Annotated in this window: 22 protein-coding genes; 6 read left to right on the forward strand and 16 right to left on the reverse strand. The window is 31.0% G+C overall.

Annotated elements, in window-relative coordinates; all coding sequences use genetic code 11:
- Position 1 precedes the first annotated feature (1 nt).
- The 7 genes from L8W55_RS03265 to L8W55_RS03295 all read right to left on the reverse strand — a co-directional run bounded on the left by L8W55_RS03265 (position 2) and on the right by L8W55_RS03295 (position 5,553).
- A complete protein-coding gene (locus tag L8W55_RS03265; protein WP_263677317.1) occupies positions 2-955 on the reverse strand; it encodes a chemotaxis protein in 954 nt (317 codons plus the stop codon).
- Positions 955-1,683: a UDP-2,3-diacylglucosamine diphosphatase gene (locus tag L8W55_RS03270; RefSeq protein WP_263677318.1), complete on the reverse strand. Its 729-nt coding sequence runs from the start codon at positions 1,681-1,683 to the stop codon at positions 955-957. The genes L8W55_RS03265 and L8W55_RS03270 overlap by 1 nt, the downstream gene beginning before the upstream one ends.
- A 3-nt stretch (positions 1,684-1,686) precedes the next feature.
- On the reverse strand, positions 1,687-2,172 hold the full coding sequence (gene greA, locus L8W55_RS03275) for a transcription elongation factor GreA (protein ID WP_039619215.1): 486 nt from the start codon (positions 2,170-2,172) through the stop codon (positions 1,687-1,689).
- A gap of 9 nt (positions 2,173-2,181) precedes the next feature.
- The gene (gene lpxB / locus L8W55_RS03280) at positions 2,182-3,279 is read right to left on the reverse strand and encodes a lipid-A-disaccharide synthase (RefSeq protein WP_263677319.1); all 1,098 of its coding nucleotides are present in this window, start codon (positions 3,277-3,279) and stop codon (positions 2,182-2,184) included.
- Between the two features lie 79 nt (positions 3,280-3,358).
- Positions 3,359-3,931: a cytolethal distending toxin subunit A gene (locus L8W55_RS03285; RefSeq protein ID WP_263677320.1), complete on the reverse strand. Its 573-nt coding sequence runs from the start codon at positions 3,929-3,931 to the stop codon at positions 3,359-3,361.
- A 9-nt stretch (positions 3,932-3,940) separates the two neighbouring features.
- Complete coding sequence (locus L8W55_RS03290) at positions 3,941-4,744, reverse strand: cytolethal distending toxin subunit B family protein (protein WP_263677321.1); 804 nt, start codon at positions 4,742-4,744, stop codon at positions 3,941-3,943.
- A complete protein-coding gene (locus L8W55_RS03295) occupies positions 4,741-5,553 on the reverse strand; it encodes a cytolethal distending toxin subunit A/C (protein WP_263677322.1) in 813 nt (270 codons plus the stop codon). Before L8W55_RS03295 ends, L8W55_RS03290 begins: the two co-directional genes overlap by 4 nt.
- A gap of 151 nt (positions 5,554-5,704) precedes the next feature.
- Here L8W55_RS03295 and pepT point away from each other — a divergent pair, with 151 nt between their 5' ends.
- Positions 5,705-6,931: a peptidase T gene (gene pepT / locus L8W55_RS03300; protein ID WP_133319528.1), complete on the forward strand. Its 1,227-nt coding sequence runs from the start codon at positions 5,705-5,707 to the stop codon at positions 6,929-6,931.
- Between the two features lie 24 nt (positions 6,932-6,955).
- Here the strand turns inward: pepT and dcuC are convergent, their stop codons facing one another.
- Together dcuC and pepE are read right to left on the reverse strand one after the other, a co-directional pair.
- The gene (gene dcuC / locus L8W55_RS03305; RefSeq protein WP_263677323.1) at positions 6,956-8,248 is read right to left on the reverse strand and encodes a C4-dicarboxylate transporter DcuC; all 1,293 of its coding nucleotides are present in this window, start codon (positions 8,246-8,248) and stop codon (positions 6,956-6,958) included.
- 9 nt (positions 8,249-8,257) lie between these two features.
- On the reverse strand, positions 8,258-8,962 hold the full coding sequence (gene pepE / locus L8W55_RS03310) for a dipeptidase PepE (RefSeq protein ID WP_263677385.1): 705 nt from the start codon (positions 8,960-8,962) through the stop codon (positions 8,258-8,260).
- Between the two features lie 121 nt (positions 8,963-9,083).
- On the opposite strand from pepE, the gene surE reads away from it, so the two are divergent.
- From surE to blaOXA, 4 genes are read left to right on the forward strand one after another with little or no spacing between them, the layout of a single operon-like run.
- Positions 9,084-9,857 carry a 5'/3'-nucleotidase SurE gene (gene surE, locus L8W55_RS03315; protein WP_263677324.1) on the forward strand — a complete coding sequence of 258 codons (774 nt, stop codon included), beginning with the start codon at positions 9,084-9,086 and terminating at the stop codon, positions 9,855-9,857.
- Complete coding sequence (locus L8W55_RS03320; protein ID WP_039619235.1) at positions 9,850-10,503, forward strand: dinucleotide-utilizing enzyme, molybdopterin/thiamine biosynthesis family 1; 654 nt, start codon at positions 9,850-9,852, stop codon at positions 10,501-10,503. Before surE ends, L8W55_RS03320 begins: the two co-directional genes overlap by 8 nt.
- On the forward strand, positions 10,487-10,936 hold the full coding sequence (locus L8W55_RS03325) for a GNAT family N-acetyltransferase (protein WP_263677325.1): 450 nt from the start codon (positions 10,487-10,489) through the stop codon (positions 10,934-10,936). The genes L8W55_RS03320 and L8W55_RS03325 overlap by 17 nt, the downstream gene beginning before the upstream one ends.
- A complete protein-coding gene (blaOXA, locus tag L8W55_RS03330; RefSeq protein ID WP_263677326.1) occupies positions 10,933-11,700 on the forward strand; it encodes an OXA-493 family class D beta-lactamase in 768 nt (255 codons plus the stop codon). Before L8W55_RS03325 ends, blaOXA begins: the two co-directional genes overlap by 4 nt.
- On the opposite strand, the gene L8W55_RS03335 is transcribed toward blaOXA, so the two are convergent.
- From L8W55_RS03335 to L8W55_RS03350, 4 genes are read right to left on the reverse strand one after another with little or no spacing between them, the layout of a single operon-like run.
- Positions 11,674-12,372, reverse strand: coding sequence for a methyltransferase domain-containing protein (locus L8W55_RS03335; protein ID WP_263677327.1), 699 nt, complete (start codon positions 12,370-12,372; stop codon positions 11,674-11,676). The two genes, blaOXA and L8W55_RS03335, sit on opposite strands and share 27 nt — an antisense overlap.
- Positions 12,357-12,983 (reverse strand): pimeloyl-ACP methyl esterase BioG family protein, encoded by a 627-nt coding sequence (locus L8W55_RS03340; protein WP_263677328.1) that lies wholly within the window; start codon positions 12,981-12,983, stop codon positions 12,357-12,359. The genes L8W55_RS03335 and L8W55_RS03340 overlap by 16 nt, the downstream gene beginning before the upstream one ends.
- Complete coding sequence (locus L8W55_RS03345; protein WP_263677329.1) at positions 12,980-14,104, reverse strand: aminotransferase class I/II-fold pyridoxal phosphate-dependent enzyme; 1,125 nt, start codon at positions 14,102-14,104, stop codon at positions 12,980-12,982. The genes L8W55_RS03340 and L8W55_RS03345 overlap by 4 nt, the downstream gene beginning before the upstream one ends.
- Positions 14,104-14,724 carry a TPR repeat protein, Sel1 subfamily gene (locus tag L8W55_RS03350; protein ID WP_044599304.1) on the reverse strand — a complete coding sequence of 207 codons (621 nt, stop codon included), beginning with the start codon at positions 14,722-14,724 and terminating at the stop codon, positions 14,104-14,106. The genes L8W55_RS03345 and L8W55_RS03350 overlap by 1 nt, the downstream gene beginning before the upstream one ends.
- Before the next feature lie 134 nt (positions 14,725-14,858).
- On the opposite strand from L8W55_RS03350, the gene L8W55_RS03355 reads away from it, so the two are divergent.
- Positions 14,859-16,127: an adenosylmethionine--8-amino-7-oxononanoate transaminase gene (locus tag L8W55_RS03355; RefSeq protein WP_263677330.1), complete on the forward strand. Its 1,269-nt coding sequence runs from the start codon at positions 14,859-14,861 to the stop codon at positions 16,125-16,127.
- Here L8W55_RS03355 and bioD read toward each other — a convergent pair.
- From bioD to L8W55_RS03370, 3 genes are read right to left on the reverse strand one after another with little or no spacing between them, the layout of a single operon-like run.
- Positions 16,101-16,673: a dethiobiotin synthase gene (gene bioD / locus L8W55_RS03360; RefSeq protein ID WP_263677331.1), complete on the reverse strand. Its 573-nt coding sequence runs from the start codon at positions 16,671-16,673 to the stop codon at positions 16,101-16,103. The two genes, L8W55_RS03355 and bioD, sit on opposite strands and share 27 nt — an antisense overlap.
- A gap of 7 nt (positions 16,674-16,680) precedes the next feature.
- Complete coding sequence (locus L8W55_RS03365) at positions 16,681-16,995, reverse strand: DMT family transporter (RefSeq protein WP_087699706.1); 315 nt, start codon at positions 16,993-16,995, stop codon at positions 16,681-16,683.
- Complete coding sequence (locus L8W55_RS03370) at positions 16,995-17,342, reverse strand: DMT family transporter (RefSeq protein WP_039627086.1); 348 nt, start codon at positions 17,340-17,342, stop codon at positions 16,995-16,997. Before L8W55_RS03370 ends, L8W55_RS03365 begins: the two co-directional genes overlap by 1 nt.
- Positions 17,343-17,517 lie beyond the last annotated feature (175 nt).

A 17,517-nucleotide genomic window follows, 5' to 3' on the forward strand; every position in this document is an offset into this window, starting at 1 on the left:
TTTACTCCTCACCTTTTTCATGTTTTTTAATAACACGAGAAATTTCAGCAAAGAAATCACTTGCGTTAAATTTAACCAAATATCCCTCACCGCCTGCTTCTTTAACACCTTTATCACTCATAAACTCATTTGATAAAGAAGAATTAAACACGATAGGAATATTTTTAAATCTCTCATCTTCTCTTACTTTAGCTGCAAAGTGGAAACCATCCATTTGAGGCATTTCAACATCACTTACGATGATTTTTAGATGTTTATTTAAATCATCGCCATATGCCCCATATAGCTCTTGAAGTTTTTGTAAACCTTCAACCCCATCTTTTGCTTCAACAACTTTTAAGCCGATTTTATTAAGTAAATCTTTAACAAGTTTTCTTGCAGTAGAACTATCATCAAGTGCCAAAGCTATACCCTCAATTTTTTGAATCTTATCATCTTCAATATCAGTTTGTGGAGTATAAATTCCAAGCTCTTGCACTATGCTTTCTAAATCTAGGATAAGTAAAACCTCATCTCCTTCGATTTTAGTCACACCGGTAATTTTACCCTTATCCAAACTTCCTGCACTTGTTGCAAAAGTAGCTGGTTCTATATTTTTCCAATTTATTCTGCGAATTCTTTTTGCTTCATGCACAATAAAACCAATTAAAACATTACTAAATTCAGTAATGATAACTCTAGGTTTTATATTTGTCATTTCTGGTTCTTGAATTTGCATCCATTTTGCTAGGTTGATTACAGGAATCACCACACCACGAAGATCGAAAATACCTTCCACATAGTCAGGTACTCCCGGAATTTCAGTCAAAAAAGGAATTTTAATGATTTCTCTAACCTTAGAAACATTTACACCATAAATTCCCTCATAGACTTTATCGTGGCCTTGCTTAAAGATGCGAAAATCAACAAGTTCCATTTCATTTGAACCTGTTTTAACGACATTCTCATCAAACATTATGCCTCCTTAAGTTCTATTTTGTGAAATCTGATTTCTGGCTCATATTTTACTACAAAAAAACTTTCCTTGTATGCAAAAGTAGCTAAATTTAAATATTTTATATTTTCGTATTCTAAAAACACATCTTGATGATAATGACCTTCTATTATAAAACCTATATTATAGTGCTTTAAACGTTCTTTTACCAAGGCAGAAAAATGGGGAATTTTTCTAATAAGTTGTTTTTTGTTTTGATTTTTTAGAATTTTTTGAGTAATTTTTTCTTTACTAATAACATTCAAAAAATTTAAAAAAAATAGCAAATAATGATTTCTTAAACTTTTTAAGCAAAATTGCAAAAAAGGTTTTAAAAAAATATCTCCATGAGTTAATTTTACTAAGGTTTTATCTTGGAATTCGCAAAGTAAAGGTTGCTGTTTTATACTAAAAACCTTAACATTTTTAAAAAATTTAGCCAAATTAAAATCATGGTTGCCTTCTAAATAAATGATTTCAATCTCATCAGCAAGCTCTTCAAGTAAATCTATATAAGCTTTTGCAAAGCCATGAGTAGCTTTTACTTCATAAATCAAAAGATCAAAAATATCGCCCATTAAAAAAAGCTGTGAAGTTTGAATTTTTTTATCTTTTAAGGCTTGCAAAAAATCCCAAAAACCACGCCTATTCTCATTTTCATGCGCATCAGCGATAAAAATAGCATTTTCTTTTATAATTATTTTTTGCAAAAATTAAAATTCCAAAGCTTTGTATTCTATAGAAATGATTTCAAATTCACTCTCGCCTTTTGGCAAACGCACTTTAAAATCATCGCCTTCTTTTTTACCAAGCATTGCTTTAGCAATAGGTGAGCTAATGGAAATATAGCCTTTTTCTAAATTTCCCTCATTTACCCCTACCAAAGTATAAGTGCTTTGTTTTTCACTTTCTAAGTCCTCTACAACAACAGTTGAGCCAAATTTTACACTATCATGCTCATAAGAAGATGGATCGATGATTTGCGCTCTTGAGATCAAATCTCCAAGTTCAGCAATCTTTCCTTCTATAAAAGCTTGTTTTTCTCTAGCTGCGTGATATTCTGCATTTTCTTTTAAATCTCCATGACTTCTTGCTATGTCTATTTCTTCTACTACTTTTGGGCGTTCAACTTTCTTTAAATGTTCTAATTCTTTTTCTAATTTCTCATAGCCGTATTTACTCATAGGTTCTTTTTGCATAATTTATCCTTATTTGATTTCATAAAGTATTTTAGCTAAATTTTTTGCACTTGCAAATTGCAAATATTCTTTTAAAAAATCTACTTTATCAAAAAATGCCTTATAATCGTATTTAAGATAAGCTTGATATAAATTTTCCACATTCACTTGCTCTTGTAAAAATTCAGGATTAAGCTCACTTTTTCCTGCAAAATCTAAAAAAATATTTGCAAGACCTATGTGTTTAAGTTTTACAAAACATCTTGCGATAAATACATCAATAGCTTTAGCCTTATAAGCAAGCACAAAAGGCGTGCCAACCAAAGCTGCTTCAAGTGTAGCTGTGCCACTACAAATAAAAGAAAAATCAGCATTTTTTAGCACTTTTGGGGTGTTAGTTTGAATTTCAAAATTACTCACATCCCCGTAAATTTCTAGTCTTTTTAAATTAAACTCGGGCACACAAAGGATTTTTTTGTCTTTAAATTTAGTGCTTAACTCTCTAAAAATAGGCATTAAACGCTTTATTTCACTTTTTCTTGAACCAGGTAAGAAGGCAATAATTTTTTCATCATCATTTTTTGAAAGTATAGAATTTACATCTTCTTGGCTTTTAAACTCTTTTATCTCATCTAAAAGTGGATGACCCACATAAGTGCTTTTACTAAAAAACTCACTATCAAAAGGCAAGATAGAAGCTAGCACATCAAAATGACTTTCTATGATAGGTATACGACCTTTTTTCCACGCCCAAACTTGAGGCAAGATATAATAAATTCTTTTTGCTTTGGAATTTGCTTTTTTTAAAGCTTTTGCAAAAGGTATGTTAAAAGCAGGAGAATCTATACATAAAATCGCATCAATTTTTTGAGCAAGACTTAAATTTACTAGCTCTTTTATAGCTTTTTTGGCTTTTAAAATGAGTGGCAAAACCTCTATAAAACCCATAGCACTAAACTCATGTGAACTATAAAGTGGCTTGGAATTTAGACTAAATTCTTCACATAAATTCTCATCATAAATTCCTACTAAATCAAATTCTTTATACTCATTTTTATAAGCTTTTAAAACTTCTTTTAAATGCAAATTTGCTGAAGGCTCTAAAGCACAAACTAAAAAGGTTTTCATTAACCTACCTTATATCAATTTTCAAAGACATTTTAACAAATTTTAACTTAGAGTTTTAACCCGCAAAAGCGGGTTTAGTTTAATAAACCGGAGTTGCTTCAACGATAGCAGGAGCAAAGAAAAATAATTCTTTTAATTCTATAGGCACAGAAGGATTTACAGTGCAATCATCTAAGCCAAAACGATTTTCTATAGGCACGCGTGCTTCATAAAAAGTACTCATGCATTTTACTCCACCGTGCGTTAAAGATCTAATTTGCACAGCAGAGCTTGTCGTAGGCATGATAGAAAAAACCGTTTGCATTTGTCCATCTTGTAAATCTTGCTTGCAAGATTTTGTTCCAAAAGTTTTTTCATCTAAAACAGCTAAACACACATCAGCACCTCTAGGGTTTATAAACTGCACATAACCAAAAGGGCGTTGCACGGCATATCTATCTTTTTCTTTTAACTCATCGCTAAGTATTATTTCTTTTAAAAACCAATTTTGCTCTTCTAGTATTTCAGAGCTATATCTAAAAGGACTTAACGAAATTCCTGTTTCTAAAGATCTTATGGCAAACATAGGTGTAAAATCTTCTAATTCATCTAAACTAACCTCAGCTCTTAAAAAACTCAAAGCCATAAAAAATAAAATACAAATTTTTTTCATTATTTACTCCTAAGGTCTTCTAAAATTCACAGGAAAATGATCAGAAGCTAAAAAAGTCCTAAGTCCTGCTACAGCTAAAAGAGCAATGATTGGAGGTGGATTATATAAAGAAGCTGTATTTGAATTTCCTGTGATAGCATAGTCAATAATCCTTCCACTAGTTTGAGTATTAGTATTTGGAGGGATCACGCGTGTACGTGCTCTTAAATCTGCATCAAGCAAAGAAACCAAAGCTCCTGATTCTCTATTAAAATCACCCAAAATCATCCAATTAATCTCTGGTCTATTTCTAAAAAATTGATCTACAGCACTCACAATAGCTCCGCCATCATTACCTCCGCTGGCTAAAGCATGTATGCTAAAAAACGCGTCATTTCCTATACGAATGCCTATAATAGGTCTTGAAGCAACAGTTGGGGGTGGCAAAACAAAAACCTCATCAGCTCGCAATCTACTTACTATAGCCATATTCACACGATTTGCTCCAACATCTACTCTTGAATAATATATATAAACAGAATTTGGACGGCTTGATGAGCCCAAATTCCACTCATACTCATGTATAGGGATTCCAACACCAACAGGTTGAACTTGTCTTGGTGTCATTACTGCGGTACTAGGTAGAGTTCCTGCTTCTTGAACAGCCAAAATATCCATAGGATTGGCACCCGTTACAAGCTGTCTAATGCTAATATTCCATTTACTTTCAGTAGAAGCTGATGAACCTTGTAAATTCCAAGTTCCACTATTGTAATTTTCTAAAGCTCCAAATAATAAATTAAAACCTAAAACTAAAAATATTATCTTTTTCAAAATACTCCTCCTTCAGCATAAGGTGATCTTGTTTGAAAAGCAGGTGCGCTAATACTCCATTGTCTATCTAAATTTTTTTCTTTTGATTTCAAACAAGGTGTTAAATATATACTATAATAATCAAAATTAAATTCCTCCATTACATTTGCAACCGTTGTTTGTATGCATTGTTGTGTAGCATAATTTTGAATTTGATAGGCACCATTACTCATAGGATAAAGTCTCCAAAATTGCGCAAAATTGCTTTGATCACAAGGATAATGCACAATGCCATTTCCATAAGCATTTAAACAAGTATTAGTTTTTGCATTTTTAATCATAACTTTATTATTTGGAAATTCAATGAGCTGCCACACTCTTGCATCACCAAAAGACTTACTATCAAATAAATTATAACCCCATATCCAATTACCTGGATTTAATGCCCAAACAGTTAATGCGGCACCATTTGGATTCATGATAGTTACAAAATCACTTGCAATACCTGAATTTTCATACAAAGCATTTGAGGCAAATTTATTATCCGAAGTTAGTCTTGGTAAAGGTCCTTTTATAGGATTATCTCCTTTAAAGGTATTTGTTTTTATAAGCGGTGGCTCAAGCGGTATAGCTGAAAATTTTTTACCTTCTACCAAAGCTGGCGTTTTTTGCTTAGTAGGTGGTGTTGGATTTTTACCTATTTTTAAAGGATCAATATCATTTACACCACCCAAAGAACGACCCAAAGGATTAAATTGCTCTTTAGAAGAGCATCCTATAAAGAATGTTATCAATATACTTAGAATCATTACAAATTTAATTTTTTGCATTTTTCCTCCTTTGTTTAAATTTAAATATATTATCATAATTTTAAATAAATTTTGATAGAAAATATCATTTAATATTTTTTTATTAATTTTATCAAATATTTAAAAAATGAATTGTTATAATTTATTAATTTTTAATACAAAAGGAAACATTATGGATATTGTTCAAAGATTTATAAATTACACTAAGATTAACACCACTACAAGTAGAGAAAATGGTGCCAAAGGCATTATGCCATCAAGTCCTAATCAAATGGAGCTTGCAAAATTACTCGAAAAAGAACTACAAGAACTAGGTTTAAAAGACATCAAAAGAAGAGAAAACACCATCACCACAGCTCTTTTGCCAGCAAACACTCCAAATGCTCCTAAAATAGCCTTTTTTGCACATTTAGATACAAGTATGGAGCAAACTAACGATACCAAAGCGCAAATCACTAAGTATCAAGGTGGGGATATATGCTTAAATAAAAACTTAGATCTTTATCTAAAAGAAAGTGAATTTAAAGAACTTAAAAACTATATAGGAGATGATATCATCCACACCGATGGCACAAGCTTGCTTGGAGCTGATGATAAAGCAGCTATTGCGGCGATTATGGATATGCTTGAATTTTTTGTAAAAAATCCTGATATTAAACATGGTGATATTTATGCTTGCTTTTTACCTGATGAAGAGCAAGGTTTAAGAGGGGCAAAAGCTTTTGATATAAAAGAAATTAATGCTGATTTTGGGTATTGTTTAGATTGTTGTGAGATAGGAGAGTTTATTTATGAAAATTGGAATGCAGGAGATTGTGAAGTAGAATTTATAGGAAAATCTGCTCATCCTATGAGTGCTAAAGGAAAATTAGTAAATTCTTTGCTTTTAGCACATAAATTTATCTCTATGCTTCCAAATGGTGAAGCACCTGAATATACAGAAAACAAAGAAGGATATTTTTGGGTTAAAGAGCTCAAGGGAAATAGTGCTAAAACTATTTTAAAAATAGATATTAGAGAATTTGATGATGAAAAATACAAACAAAGAATGCAATTTTTGCAAGATTTAAATGATAGTTTTAAAAAGCTATACGGAGAAGAAAGAATTAACATCAAGCTTAACGATCGTTATAAAAATGTCTTTAATAGTCTAAAAACAACCAAATCTTTGCCTATTAAACTTGCTTTACAAGCTTATGAAAATTTAAATATCAAAACTAAAATCATTCCTATGCGTGGAGGATATGATGGAGCAGTGCTTTCAGAAAAAGGCTTGCCTTGCCCAAATATCTTTACCGGAGCACATAATTTTCATTCTATTTATGAGTATTTACCTGTTAAATCTTTAAAAGCAGCAAGCAAAGTTATACAAGAAATCATCATCCTAGCTGCAAAATAAATTTAAGCCTTAAAAGGCTTAAATTTATAATAATACAAAAGCAATTACAACCACCGAAACAACACAACCTAAAGCAGTTCTTTTAACAATTTCTAAAGGACTAACCCCAGCGATAGCTGAAACGATAATACAAGCTCCTAAAATAGGCGAAAGGTATCTTCCAAGCACTGCTGACATTGCCACTGCGGTACCAAGTTTAACTTGATCAAAACCAAGATCTTGAGCATGAATAGTTACAGCCTTATTAAATGCCATAGCAGCAGCGTCACCACTACCTGTAACCATAGCCATTAAAAATGGTATAAAAGTTCCACCAAAACGCACATAATGTTGTTCATTTTTAAGCCATTCTATGATGATATCAATCACCCCGCATGCTTTTAAACCTGCAACAAAAACACTTGCAGCTATGATAATCCCTATAATCTCTGCATAAGATTTTCCCATACCATTAAAAAACTCTTTAAAAATATTATCAGGCTTACTCATAGTTACTACTAAAGCTATAATCGCTCCTAAAAGCATAGCTTCAGCAACTCCAACTTCTTTTGTCCATGTTAAAAACTCATAATCATTTAAAGGACTTGCACCTATAATTAGCACAATTAAAGGCACTAAAGGCATAAGCGCATAAAATACATTTACTTTTTCAATATTATCTTCAGTCTTGTTTTGATTAGCCACTTCAAAAACTTGTCCTTTTTGATAGTCTTTAAAAACCACCGCCATAATCATCAAAGAAATCATCACTATCACTCCTGCTGTTAATGCATTTGGAGTTTGAGTTAAAACAATTTCTTGTATATTTTTCCCTGAAATTTCAGAAATCAAAGCCGTATGAGAAACACCTGGACTTAAAATTCCTCCTATAGTTCCACAAAGCACTGTTGCTGCTGCCATGGCAGGTTTTATACCTGAAGCCATTAAAAGCGGTATTAAAGTCGCACCAACTGCTGCTGAACATCCTGCTGCTGAAGGTATAGCTATAGCAATAAAAAAAGTCACCATAAAAGCAAGCGGGATTAAGAAAAATCCTACATTTTTCAAAGGTGTTGTAAGTAATTTAACCAAATGTTTATCACACTTAGTCACTTTCATCACAAAAGCAAAACCCATACTCGCACAAATTGCCTTAATCAAGGCAGGTTGCACCATAGCATGCGTAAAAGCACTCAAAGCTTCAATGGGCTTAAGTGAAATCAAGCACAAAATGAAACCAACGCTAATTAAAGATGTTTTTGTTTCTACTTTTTTAATAAGCAAATAAACCACAGCCACAATACCAAAAATCGCAGCTAAAAGATAAAAAGTTTGCATTTTTCTCCTTTAGATTTTAGTTGTATGATTAACTTTTAAATATTCCACATTAAAAGGATAGCTTAGCTTTAGCACATCATGATGACCTATGATTTTTAAGCTATCATCTTGCACTTTTAATGCAGAACCCTCCGGTATAGCATAAACAATGTCTTTTGGATTAGTTAATAAAAACTCTTCCAAGCGCTCCTCTCTACTTTCTCCATTATGCCCAGGAATTTTCCCACTAATAAAATGCGGGTTGATTTGATAAGGAAAAACCCCTAAACTATCAAAACTTTTTGGCATAACAATAGGCATATCATTAGTTGTTTTTATGCTAAGACCTGCTATGTTAGAACCTGCACTCCAACCTATATAGCAAACCCCTTTTTCAATACGCTCTTTTAACACTTCAAGCAAATCATTTTCATATAATTTATGCAAAAGCATAAAACTATTGCCTCCACCTACTAAAAAAACCTTTGCATTTAAAATCGCTTCTTTTAAATTTTTAAAATGGTGCAATGATTTGATATTATCTTTTTTCAAACCTTCTTTTACCCTGGCTTCATAAGCATCATAAGTCCTTCTAACTCCTGCATAAGGTATAAAAAGAATTTCTTCATCTACCATAGAATTTTCTTTTAAAAAATCATCTATAAATTCTCTAGTATGACTTAAATACGCACTATCTTTATAACCAGAAGCACTAAAAAGTAAAAGTTTTGACATCATTCTTTCCTTTAAAAAAATTAATCAAAACTATAATTTTAATATTTAAAAAATGAAAAAACAATTTAGTAATAAAAAAATATTGTATTACTTGTGTTAAAATTTAAAAAAAGGAAAAAATATGAAAGAAATTTTAATAACAAACGATGATGGCTATGAAAGTGAAGGTTTAAAAAAGCTTATTAAAATGCTAAGAAAGCATTTTAAAGCTAAAATTACCATAGTAGCTCCTGCTAGTGAAAAATCAGCATGCTCGCACTCCATAACACTAACCAAACCTTTAAGATTTCACAAGGTTGGAAAAAGATTTTACAAGCTTGATGATGGCACACCTGCAGATTGTGTTTATCTAGCTTTGCATGCTTTATACAAAAAGCGTTTACCTGATCTTGTCATAAGTGGAATTAACAAAGGTGCTAATGTAGGCGAGGATATAACCTACTCAGGAACTTGCGCAGGTGCTATGGAAGCTGTGCTTCATGGAATTCCTGCTATAGCTTTATCACAATTTTACAAAGATAGTCAAAAAGAGCTTGATTATAAACTTGCTTTAAAACTTACTAAAAAAATAGTCAAAAATATCTTTGAAAAGGGCTTTCCTTTAGATAAAAAAGAATTTTTAAATATCAACTTTCCTTCTAGCAAAACAGCCTTTCAGAGCTTAAAAATTTGCAAAGCAGGTAAAAGAATTTATAGTTATGAAGCACACTCAAATACAAATCCAAGAGGTGTAGAATACTACTGGCTAGCTGCTGCTAATCTTGATCATGAAAATGAAAAAGACTCAGACATAGCACTTTTAAAACAAGGCTATGCCACAATAACACCTATAATGCTTGATCTAACAGCTTATAATCAAATGAAAAATCTCAAAAAATGGATGAAAAATGGATAGATACACGCGTATAAAATGGCTTGTTAATGAAGAAAATTTTATTAAATTTCAAAATACTAAAGTTTTAGTTTGCGGACTTGGTGGAGTTGGTGGAATTTGTGTTGATGCACTTTTTAGAAGTGGCTTTAGTAATCTAACTTTAATCGATGCGGATAAATTTGAAACTACTAATCAAAACCGCCAACTTCATAGCGAAAATATAGGTGAGGAAAAAGCTAAGGTTTTTGAACGCATTTATAATGCCAAAGGTATAGTTAGTAAAATCGATGATGAGTTTTTAAAAAGTTTTGATCTAAGCGAGTTTGATTTAATCATCGATGCGATTGATGATATACCTGCTAAGGTTGCTTTGGCTAACTTGGTTGATTTGAAAAAGCAAATTTTTATCTCATCAACCGGTGGAGCTAGAAAGCTTGATCCAACGCGTATTAAAACGACAAGCATATTTAAAACTCACGGCGATGCTTTAGCTAAAAAATTCCGTTATGAACTTAGAAAATCAGGCTTTAAAGGAGACTTTGATGTGGTATTTTCAGACGAAGAAGCTCATTGTAAAGATCTTGGCTCATTTATGGGCGTAACAGCCTCTTTTGGACTTGCTTTAGCTTCTTTGGCTTTAAGGAAAGTACTTGATAAGAAAGCTTGATATAAAAGACTTAGCTTCTTGTATCAAGCTTTTTAAGCAAAGCGTATCTACTCTTTGCAAAAATGATTACACAAAAGAACAAATTCATGCATGGATTAATATAGACCAAAAAACTTGGGAAAGAAAATTTCAAAATCAACTAGGCTTTGTTTATGAAGAAAAAGGTCAAATCATATCTTTTATAAGTATAAATTTAGAAGAAAAAACTCTCGATCTTTGCTTTACTCGTGCAAACTATGCTCATCAAGGTTATGGCAAAGCTTTATTAGAATTTGCTCTTAAAAACTACCCTTATAGTGAAATTTATACTTTTGCTAGTCTTAGTGCTAAAATTTTCTTTTTAAAAGCAGGATTTAAAATCATCAAAGAAAACATTGCTATAAGAGATCAACAAGAATTAAAAAATTTTTTAATGAAAAAGGAAATAAAATGAAAAAAATACTTTTACTTTTTAGCCTTTTTTGCTCTTTTGTTTTGGCAAATGAAAATTTAGAAAATATTTTTAAAGATTACAATGAAAGTGGAGTTTTTATAGCTTATGATGGCAAGGATTATTATAGTAATGATTTTAAAAAAGCAAACAAACGCATTTTACCTGCCTCTACTTTTAAAATTTTCAACGCCCTAATCGCACTTAATGAAGGCGTTGTGAAAAATACTAATGAGATTTTTTATCATTACAAAGGCGAAAAAGTATTTTTACCCTCTTGGAAAAATGACGCAAATTTAACCCTAGCTATGCAAAGATCTCAACTACCTGCTTATAAAGAACTAGCTAGAAAAATAGGCTTAGAAAAAATGCAAAAAAACTTAAGTAAACTCAACTATGGCAACCAAAAAATAAATAAAATCGATGAATTTTGGCTTGATGATTCTTTGCAAATTAGTCCTAAAGAGCAATCCGTTTTACTTTTTGAACTAGCAAATCTAAATTTAGATTATCCTAAAAATATACAAAAAGAAATTATAAATATAATAAAACTTAGTGAAAATAATCATTATGAGCTTTTTGCAAAAACAGGCTGGGGAAAAGAAAAATACGGACAAATCGTAGGTTTTATAAAAGATAAAAAAACTCATCAAATTTATGCTTTTGCTTTATGTATGGATATAAGTGATTTTAACAAGCTTTATCTAAGAGAAGAATTAGCAAAAAAATATCTATCAAATTTAATAAACTTGACACATAAAAAATAAAGGATGATAAGTCAAGGTATTTTGAAATTCTTTTTCATAGTTTTTTAAAAATGCCTTGCTTATGAAAAATTTTTCACTCAAAGCATTTACCCCACTTAATTTCAAATGTCTAAAAAGCTCTAAAGTATCATCAAATTTTAGCTCTTTTAACTCTTCTTTTGCCTTTATGATCTTAAAATTTTTAGAAAGCTTTTGTGCCATTTGCTCTAAAGTTAAATATTCAAGTGATAAATTAGTGCTTTGTTTTATTTGAGTGAAATTTTTTTCTCCAAAAGTAGAAAAAAGCAAAATCCCATTTTTACTTAGCATATTTGCAAGATTTTCTAAAAGCTCATCTATCTTTAGCCACTGCATACAAGCATTTGAGGCTATAAGATCAAATTTTTTCGTATAAAAATGATGATTTTTAAGTTCATTCATATCAAAAACACCAAATTCATCAAATTTGCAAGGATTTTCAAAAGGATAAATATCATTTAAAAAATAATGCTTAAATTTAATATGCTCTTGCAAAGCCTTACTAAAAACCCCTACTCCACAGCCAAACTCAAATACCGCTTTAAAATCGCTCAAATCATTCTCACTAAGCATTTTACAAAGCTCTTTAACCATGTCTTTTTGCACTGGTGTATTTGCGCTATAAGTATCTTTTGCTCTTATGAAAGTTTGCAAAGCTCTTCCCAAGTGTGGTATTTAAAAAATGCAAAATGTGGCTCATCGATAAACATTGCCTTTTCTTTGAAAAAATTAAAAGCATGATTTGGTGGAAAGATTTTATCCTCTTTGCTAATTATAGCTTTATCCCAAGTGAAATTTTCATTTAAATCTTTAGTGCAAAACTCGTATAAGCTTAAAAGTTCTGCTTTTAAATGCTCGTTTTTTTCAAAGTAAAATCCATCACTTAAACTCATTCTTTTTTCAAGCAAATTTGATTTAAAATCCTCTAAAACAAATCTTTTCATCGTAAGTTTAAAAATGGCTTTTTTGATCCCAAATTCATCATTTATAGGTAAATTTGTGCCATTTATGGCTATTTTTTTATCAAATTTTATATCTTTTAAAATTTTACTCGCTACACAAACTCCCATAGAAAAGCCAACAAGAGTGATTTTTTCAAATTTATGAAGATTAATTTCCCAACCAAAACTCGTATAATCATACGCCATTAAAACATTTACATCACTTTTTAAGTGTGCAAAATGGCTAAAATGTGAACAAAACCCTGAAAAAAATAAAATCAACTCAGATGAATTTGCATTTTCATGTAAAAAATGAGTTTTCAAAGTACCTCCAAAACCTTTTCTAAGTCTTTTTTCACTAGCCCAGCATGTAAAGAAAAGCGAATTCTAGCTGTATTTTTAGCTACGGTTGGCTCTTTAATAGCAGGTGCAAAAATACCATTTTCTAAAAGCTTTTGAGAAATTTCACTAGCTAGTGCATTTTGCCCTAAAATAAAAGATATCACATAAGCCTCGCCTAAAACTGCACCTTTACTTGCTAAAGCATTTTTAAACCAAGCACTTAACTCTAAAAGCTTTTTTCTTTGAGTATTAAATTCATGCAAATGCTTAAAAACATGCAAAGTCCAAGCTACATTGATAGGTGCAATGGCGGTTGAGTATATAAAAGCTCTTGCTTTGTTGATAAAAAAATCTTTCTCATCACTTATCATGCAAGCTCCCATAGAAGCTATAGCCTTACCAAAGGTAAAAACTAAAAAATCCACTTCCTTTTCTAAGCCCAAAAATTTCACATAACCCAAACCATCATCATTAAAACAACCTATGCTATGAGCTTCATCGATGTAAATTTTGATATTTTTAAACTCTTTTTTTAAATTTATGAATTCTTTTATAGGCGCAAAATCTCCATCCATACTAAATAGCGCTTCACTTACGATGATGATATTTTCAAATTCTTTATAATGCTTTTGCACTAAGCTTTGTAAATGCTTTATATCATTGTGCTTAAATCTTATAAATTTAGCCCCACCAAGCCTTAAACCATCGATGATGCTTGCATGCACTTGTTTATCTGCTAAAAATAAAGTATTTTTAATGCTTGCTAAAGCTTGCAAACAGCTAACATTTAAGGCATAACCGTTGTTAAAGTGTAAGATTTTTCTACCTAACTTAGCTTCTAAAAAGCTTTCAAATTCATCAAAAATCGCATAATTTCCACTCAAGCTTCTTGAACTTGAACTAGAAAATTCAAATTTTTTTAAATGTGTTAAAAAATCTTGTTTTAATGCTTTTTCATTGCTTAAATTTAGATAATCATTGCTCGCTAAATTTAGCAATTTTTGCTCATTATAAACGACATATTTTCCCTCATGCTTTAATGAGCGTAGAATTCTAAAATTATCTTGTTGTTTTAATGCATCTAAAATTTGTGCAATTTGCATTATTGTTTAAGCCTTGCATAGTTTTCACAACCCTCATCGCTTTTTAAATCACAAGCCTTGCCAAAATATTCTAAAGCTTTAGAAAGATCCTTTCTAACACCAGATCCATTTACATACATAATCCCGAGATTATTGCAACTACTTCCATTATTCAAATCGCAAGCTTTTTGATGAAACTCAACTGCTTTCAAATTATCCTTTTTTACACCTTGTCCATTTTCATACATGAAACCAAGATTAGAACAACCTAAACCATTTTCTAAGTCACATGCTTTTTGATATAATTCTACTGCTTTGAAATTATCTTTTCTTACACCTTTTCCATTTTCATACATAGCTCCAATACCAAAACAACCGATTCCAATATTTAAATCACAAGATTTTTTATAAAACTCAACTGCTTTAAAATTATTTTTTTTAACACCTTCCCCTCTTTCATACAAAGCTCCAATACCAAAACAACCGATTCCAATATTTAAATCACAAGCTTGTTTGTAATACTTCATAGCATTTATATAATCACCACTTTCATAGGCTTTAATCCCTTTTTCAACCAAATCCTCTTGTGAGTATGCAAAATTTAAAAATAAAATTGTTAGAACAACTAATATTTTTTTCATTATTTTTCCTTTTGAAATTTTAAAATAAAAAAACTAATTATATAAATATTTTCTAAATAATCCTTTTTCATTTTAAAGCATAAATTTGAGTAAAAATTGTAGTATCATTAGTAATAAAAATCAAAGAAGTAAAAATGAATTTAAAAGAACTAGACTTAAAACACATTTGGCACCCTTGCACACAAATGAGCGATCATGAGTTTTTACCTTTAATACCTATAAAAAAAGCCAAGGGAGTGTATTTGTATGATTTTGATGAAAAATCATACATAGACTGCATTAGTTCTTGGTGGGTAAATATCTTTGGCCATTGCAATGAATATATCAATGAAAAAATCAAAGATCAGCTTCAAAATTTAGAGCATGTCTTGCTTGCAGGCTTTTCACACGAGCCTATCATAAAGCTTTCGCAAAGACTTTGCAAGCTTTTGCCTTTTGATAAATGCTTTTTTGCAGACAATGGTAGTTCAGCCATAGAAGTGGCTTTAAAAATGAGTTTTCAATACCACTTAAACAATGGCTCTAAAAAGGATAAATTCCTATCACTTAGCAATTCTTACCATGGTGAAACCTTAGGTGCATTAAGCGTTGGCGATGTAGCACTTTATAAAAAAACCTATGAGCCTCTACTTTTAAAAAGCATCACAACACCTGTGCCAACAAGCAAGGACTATGCAAAAGAACTTGAAATTTTAGAAAGCATTTTAAAAAATCATCATCATGAAATTTGCGCTTTTATACTTGAGCCTTTACTTCAATGTGCGGGCAATATGCACATGTATGAGCTTGGGTATTTAGATGAGGCGGTTAAACTTGCTAAAAGTTATGGTGTGCAAGTAATATTTGATGAGATAGCCACAGGTTTTGGACGCACAGGGGAAATGTTTGCGCTTGATTATTGCTCACAAAGTATTGATTATATATGTCTTTCTAAAGCTATTACGGGTGGGTATTTACCACTTTCAGTGGTGCTTACTAAAGATGAAATTTATGAGAAATTTTATGATAGCTATGAGAGCCAAAAGGCCTTTTTACACTCTCACTCTTACACGGGCAATGCCCTAGCTTGTGCAGCGGCTAATGCGACTTTGGATATTTTTGAAAAAGAAAATATCATCGCAAAAAATAAAATCAAAAGTGCTTTTATAAAAACTCAATGGAAAAGTTTAAAAGAATTTGACTTTTTAGGAAATTTTAGAAATTTAGGTATGGTAAGTGCATTTGACATACAAAAAAGCAAATATCAAAGAGCAGGACTTGAAGTCTTTCAAAGAGCCTTAGAAAAAGGCTTGCTTTTAAGACCACTTGGAAATACAATTTATTTCATGCCACCATATGTTATAAATGAAGATGAGATTGTTTATATAGTGCAGTCTTTAAGAGAGATTTTTAAAGATTTTTGAAAGTTTCTCGCACACTTTATCATCAAATTCTATGATAGGAATTTTAGCGTAATTGCTTATAAAATCCTTGCTAAAAGTATCTTGGCTTTTTAAAACCAAAGCAATGATTTTAATATCTCTTTGTTTTAGTGCTTCTATGCTTAAAAGCGTGTGATTGATACTTCCTAGATAGTCTTTTGCCACTAAAATCGTAGGGTGCTTAAACTCGCTCATATAATCAATCATTGTTTTTTCATCATCAATGGGCGAAAAAAGCCCACCAGCTAGCTCGATGATGAGTTTTTCACTTTGTGGAATTTGTATATCAAAAGCTTTATAGTTTAAATTTTCTAAAATCCTGCCTTTGTGTGGTGAAGCAGGAGTTTGTAAAAACACGCCTTCTTTGAAAATCTTAGTTTTTGGACTAAACTCAGCTACTACCTCGCTATCTTTTGGCGTGCCTGCTTGGATAAGCTTAAAATAATCAAAACCCAATTCTTTACAAAGTCTAGCACTTAGATAAGTTTTACCAATATCTGTGTCTATACCACTAATGTATATTTTCATTTTAAGCCTATGAAAGTATTTTTAAACCCACAGTACAAGCAATGATAAGAGCAATTAAAAAAAGCTTTAAAAAGCTTTTACTTTCTTTATAAAAAAGCACCCCAATGATAACCCCGCCTGCAGTTCCAGCTCCTGTCCATATAGAATAAGCCACACTCATAGCAATGCTTTGCATACTAAGGCTTAAAAACCCAAATGAAAAGGCAAAACACACTATCAAAGCTAAAAGATAAAGCTTATTTTTAGTGCTTACAAGTTGCTTCATGATAATCACACCAAAAATTTCAAAAGCAGTCGCTAAAAATAAAAAAAACCATTCCATTATTTAGCTTCCTTGCTAATGATTTTAAGACCTATAATACTTAAAAGTAAAATGGCTATTAAAGCAAGCTTAGTAATGGAAGTTGGCTCATTGAAAATAAACATCTCATTAAGCACTACTCCAACTGTACCAATACCCACAAAAACACTATAAGCAATACTTACTTCAAGTCTTTCGCAAGCTTTTAAAAAACATGTAAAAGATATACAAACCCCAATGGCTGTTAAAGCATAATGCCAAATTTCAGTTGAGTATTTTAAGCCACTCACCCAAAAACACTCAACCAAACCACCTAAAATCACCATAAACCAACCAAAATTAGAGCTTATTTTTGTTCTTTCTATCATAATCTACCTTTTTTCAAAAGCGCAAATTATAACTAAAATTACAAAATAAAAATTTAAGCAAAAAATAATTTTAATAAAAAAGCTATTGTATTTTATAAATATTTTTAAATATTTCTATAATATTAATTTATATTTAATTTTTATTATTATAGAATTTTCAGCTTACAAAAAAGGA

Source organism: Campylobacter sp. FU_520 (assembly GCF_025772385.1).
GTDB classification, from domain to species: Bacteria; Campylobacterota; Campylobacteria; order Campylobacterales; family Campylobacteraceae; genus Campylobacter_D; species Campylobacter_D lari_C.

Excerpts from the sequence above, each read along its gene's own strand:
- L8W55_RS03320 (WP_039619235.1), top strand. The coding sequence starts at position 9,850 with ATGGATAGATACACGCGTATAAAATGGCTTGTTAATGAAGAAAATTTT.
- blaOXA (WP_263677326.1), top strand. The coding sequence starts at position 10,933 with ATGAAAAAAATACTTTTACTTTTTAGCCTTTTTTGCTCTTTTGTTTTG.
- surE (WP_263677324.1), top strand. The coding sequence starts at position 9,084 with ATGAAAGAAATTTTAATAACAAACGATGATGGCTATGAAAGTGAAGGT.
- dcuC (WP_263677323.1), bottom strand. The coding sequence starts at position 8,248 with ATGCAAACTTTTTATCTTTTAGCTGCGATTTTTGGTATTGTGGCTGTG.
- L8W55_RS03295 (WP_263677322.1), bottom strand. The coding sequence starts at position 5,553 with ATGCAAAAAATTAAATTTGTAATGATTCTAAGTATATTGATAACATTC.
- L8W55_RS03350 (WP_044599304.1), bottom strand. The coding sequence starts at position 14,724 with ATGAAAAAAATATTAGTTGTTCTAACAATTTTATTTTTAAATTTTGCA.
- lpxB (WP_263677319.1), bottom strand. The coding sequence starts at position 3,279 with ATGAAAACCTTTTTAGTTTGTGCTTTAGAGCCTTCAGCAAATTTGCAT.
- L8W55_RS03345 (WP_263677329.1), bottom strand. The coding sequence starts at position 14,104 with ATGCAAATTGCACAAATTTTAGATGCATTAAAACAACAAGATAATTTT.
- L8W55_RS03265 (WP_263677317.1), bottom strand. The coding sequence starts at position 955 with ATGTTTGATGAGAATGTCGTTAAAACAGGTTCAAATGAAATGGAACTT.
- bioD (WP_263677331.1), bottom strand. The coding sequence starts at position 16,673 with ATGAAAATATACATTAGTGGTATAGACACAGATATTGGTAAAACTTAT.
- L8W55_RS03370 (WP_039627086.1), bottom strand. The coding sequence starts at position 17,342 with ATGATAGAAAGAACAAAAATAAGCTCTAATTTTGGTTGGTTTATGGTG.
- greA (WP_039619215.1), bottom strand. The coding sequence starts at position 2,172 with ATGCAAAAAGAACCTATGAGTAAATACGGCTATGAGAAATTAGAAAAA.
- L8W55_RS03355 (WP_263677330.1), top strand. The coding sequence starts at position 14,859 with ATGAATTTAAAAGAACTAGACTTAAAACACATTTGGCACCCTTGCACA.
- pepT (WP_133319528.1), top strand. The coding sequence starts at position 5,705 with ATGGATATTGTTCAAAGATTTATAAATTACACTAAGATTAACACCACT.
- pepE (WP_263677385.1), bottom strand. The coding sequence starts at position 8,962 with ATGTCAAAACTTTTACTTTTTAGTGCTTCTGGTTATAAAGATAGTGCG.
- L8W55_RS03285 (WP_263677320.1), bottom strand. The coding sequence starts at position 3,931 with ATGAAAAAAATTTGTATTTTATTTTTTATGGCTTTGAGTTTTTTAAGA.
- L8W55_RS03365 (WP_087699706.1), bottom strand. The coding sequence starts at position 16,995 with ATGGAATGGTTTTTTTTATTTTTAGCGACTGCTTTTGAAATTTTTGGT.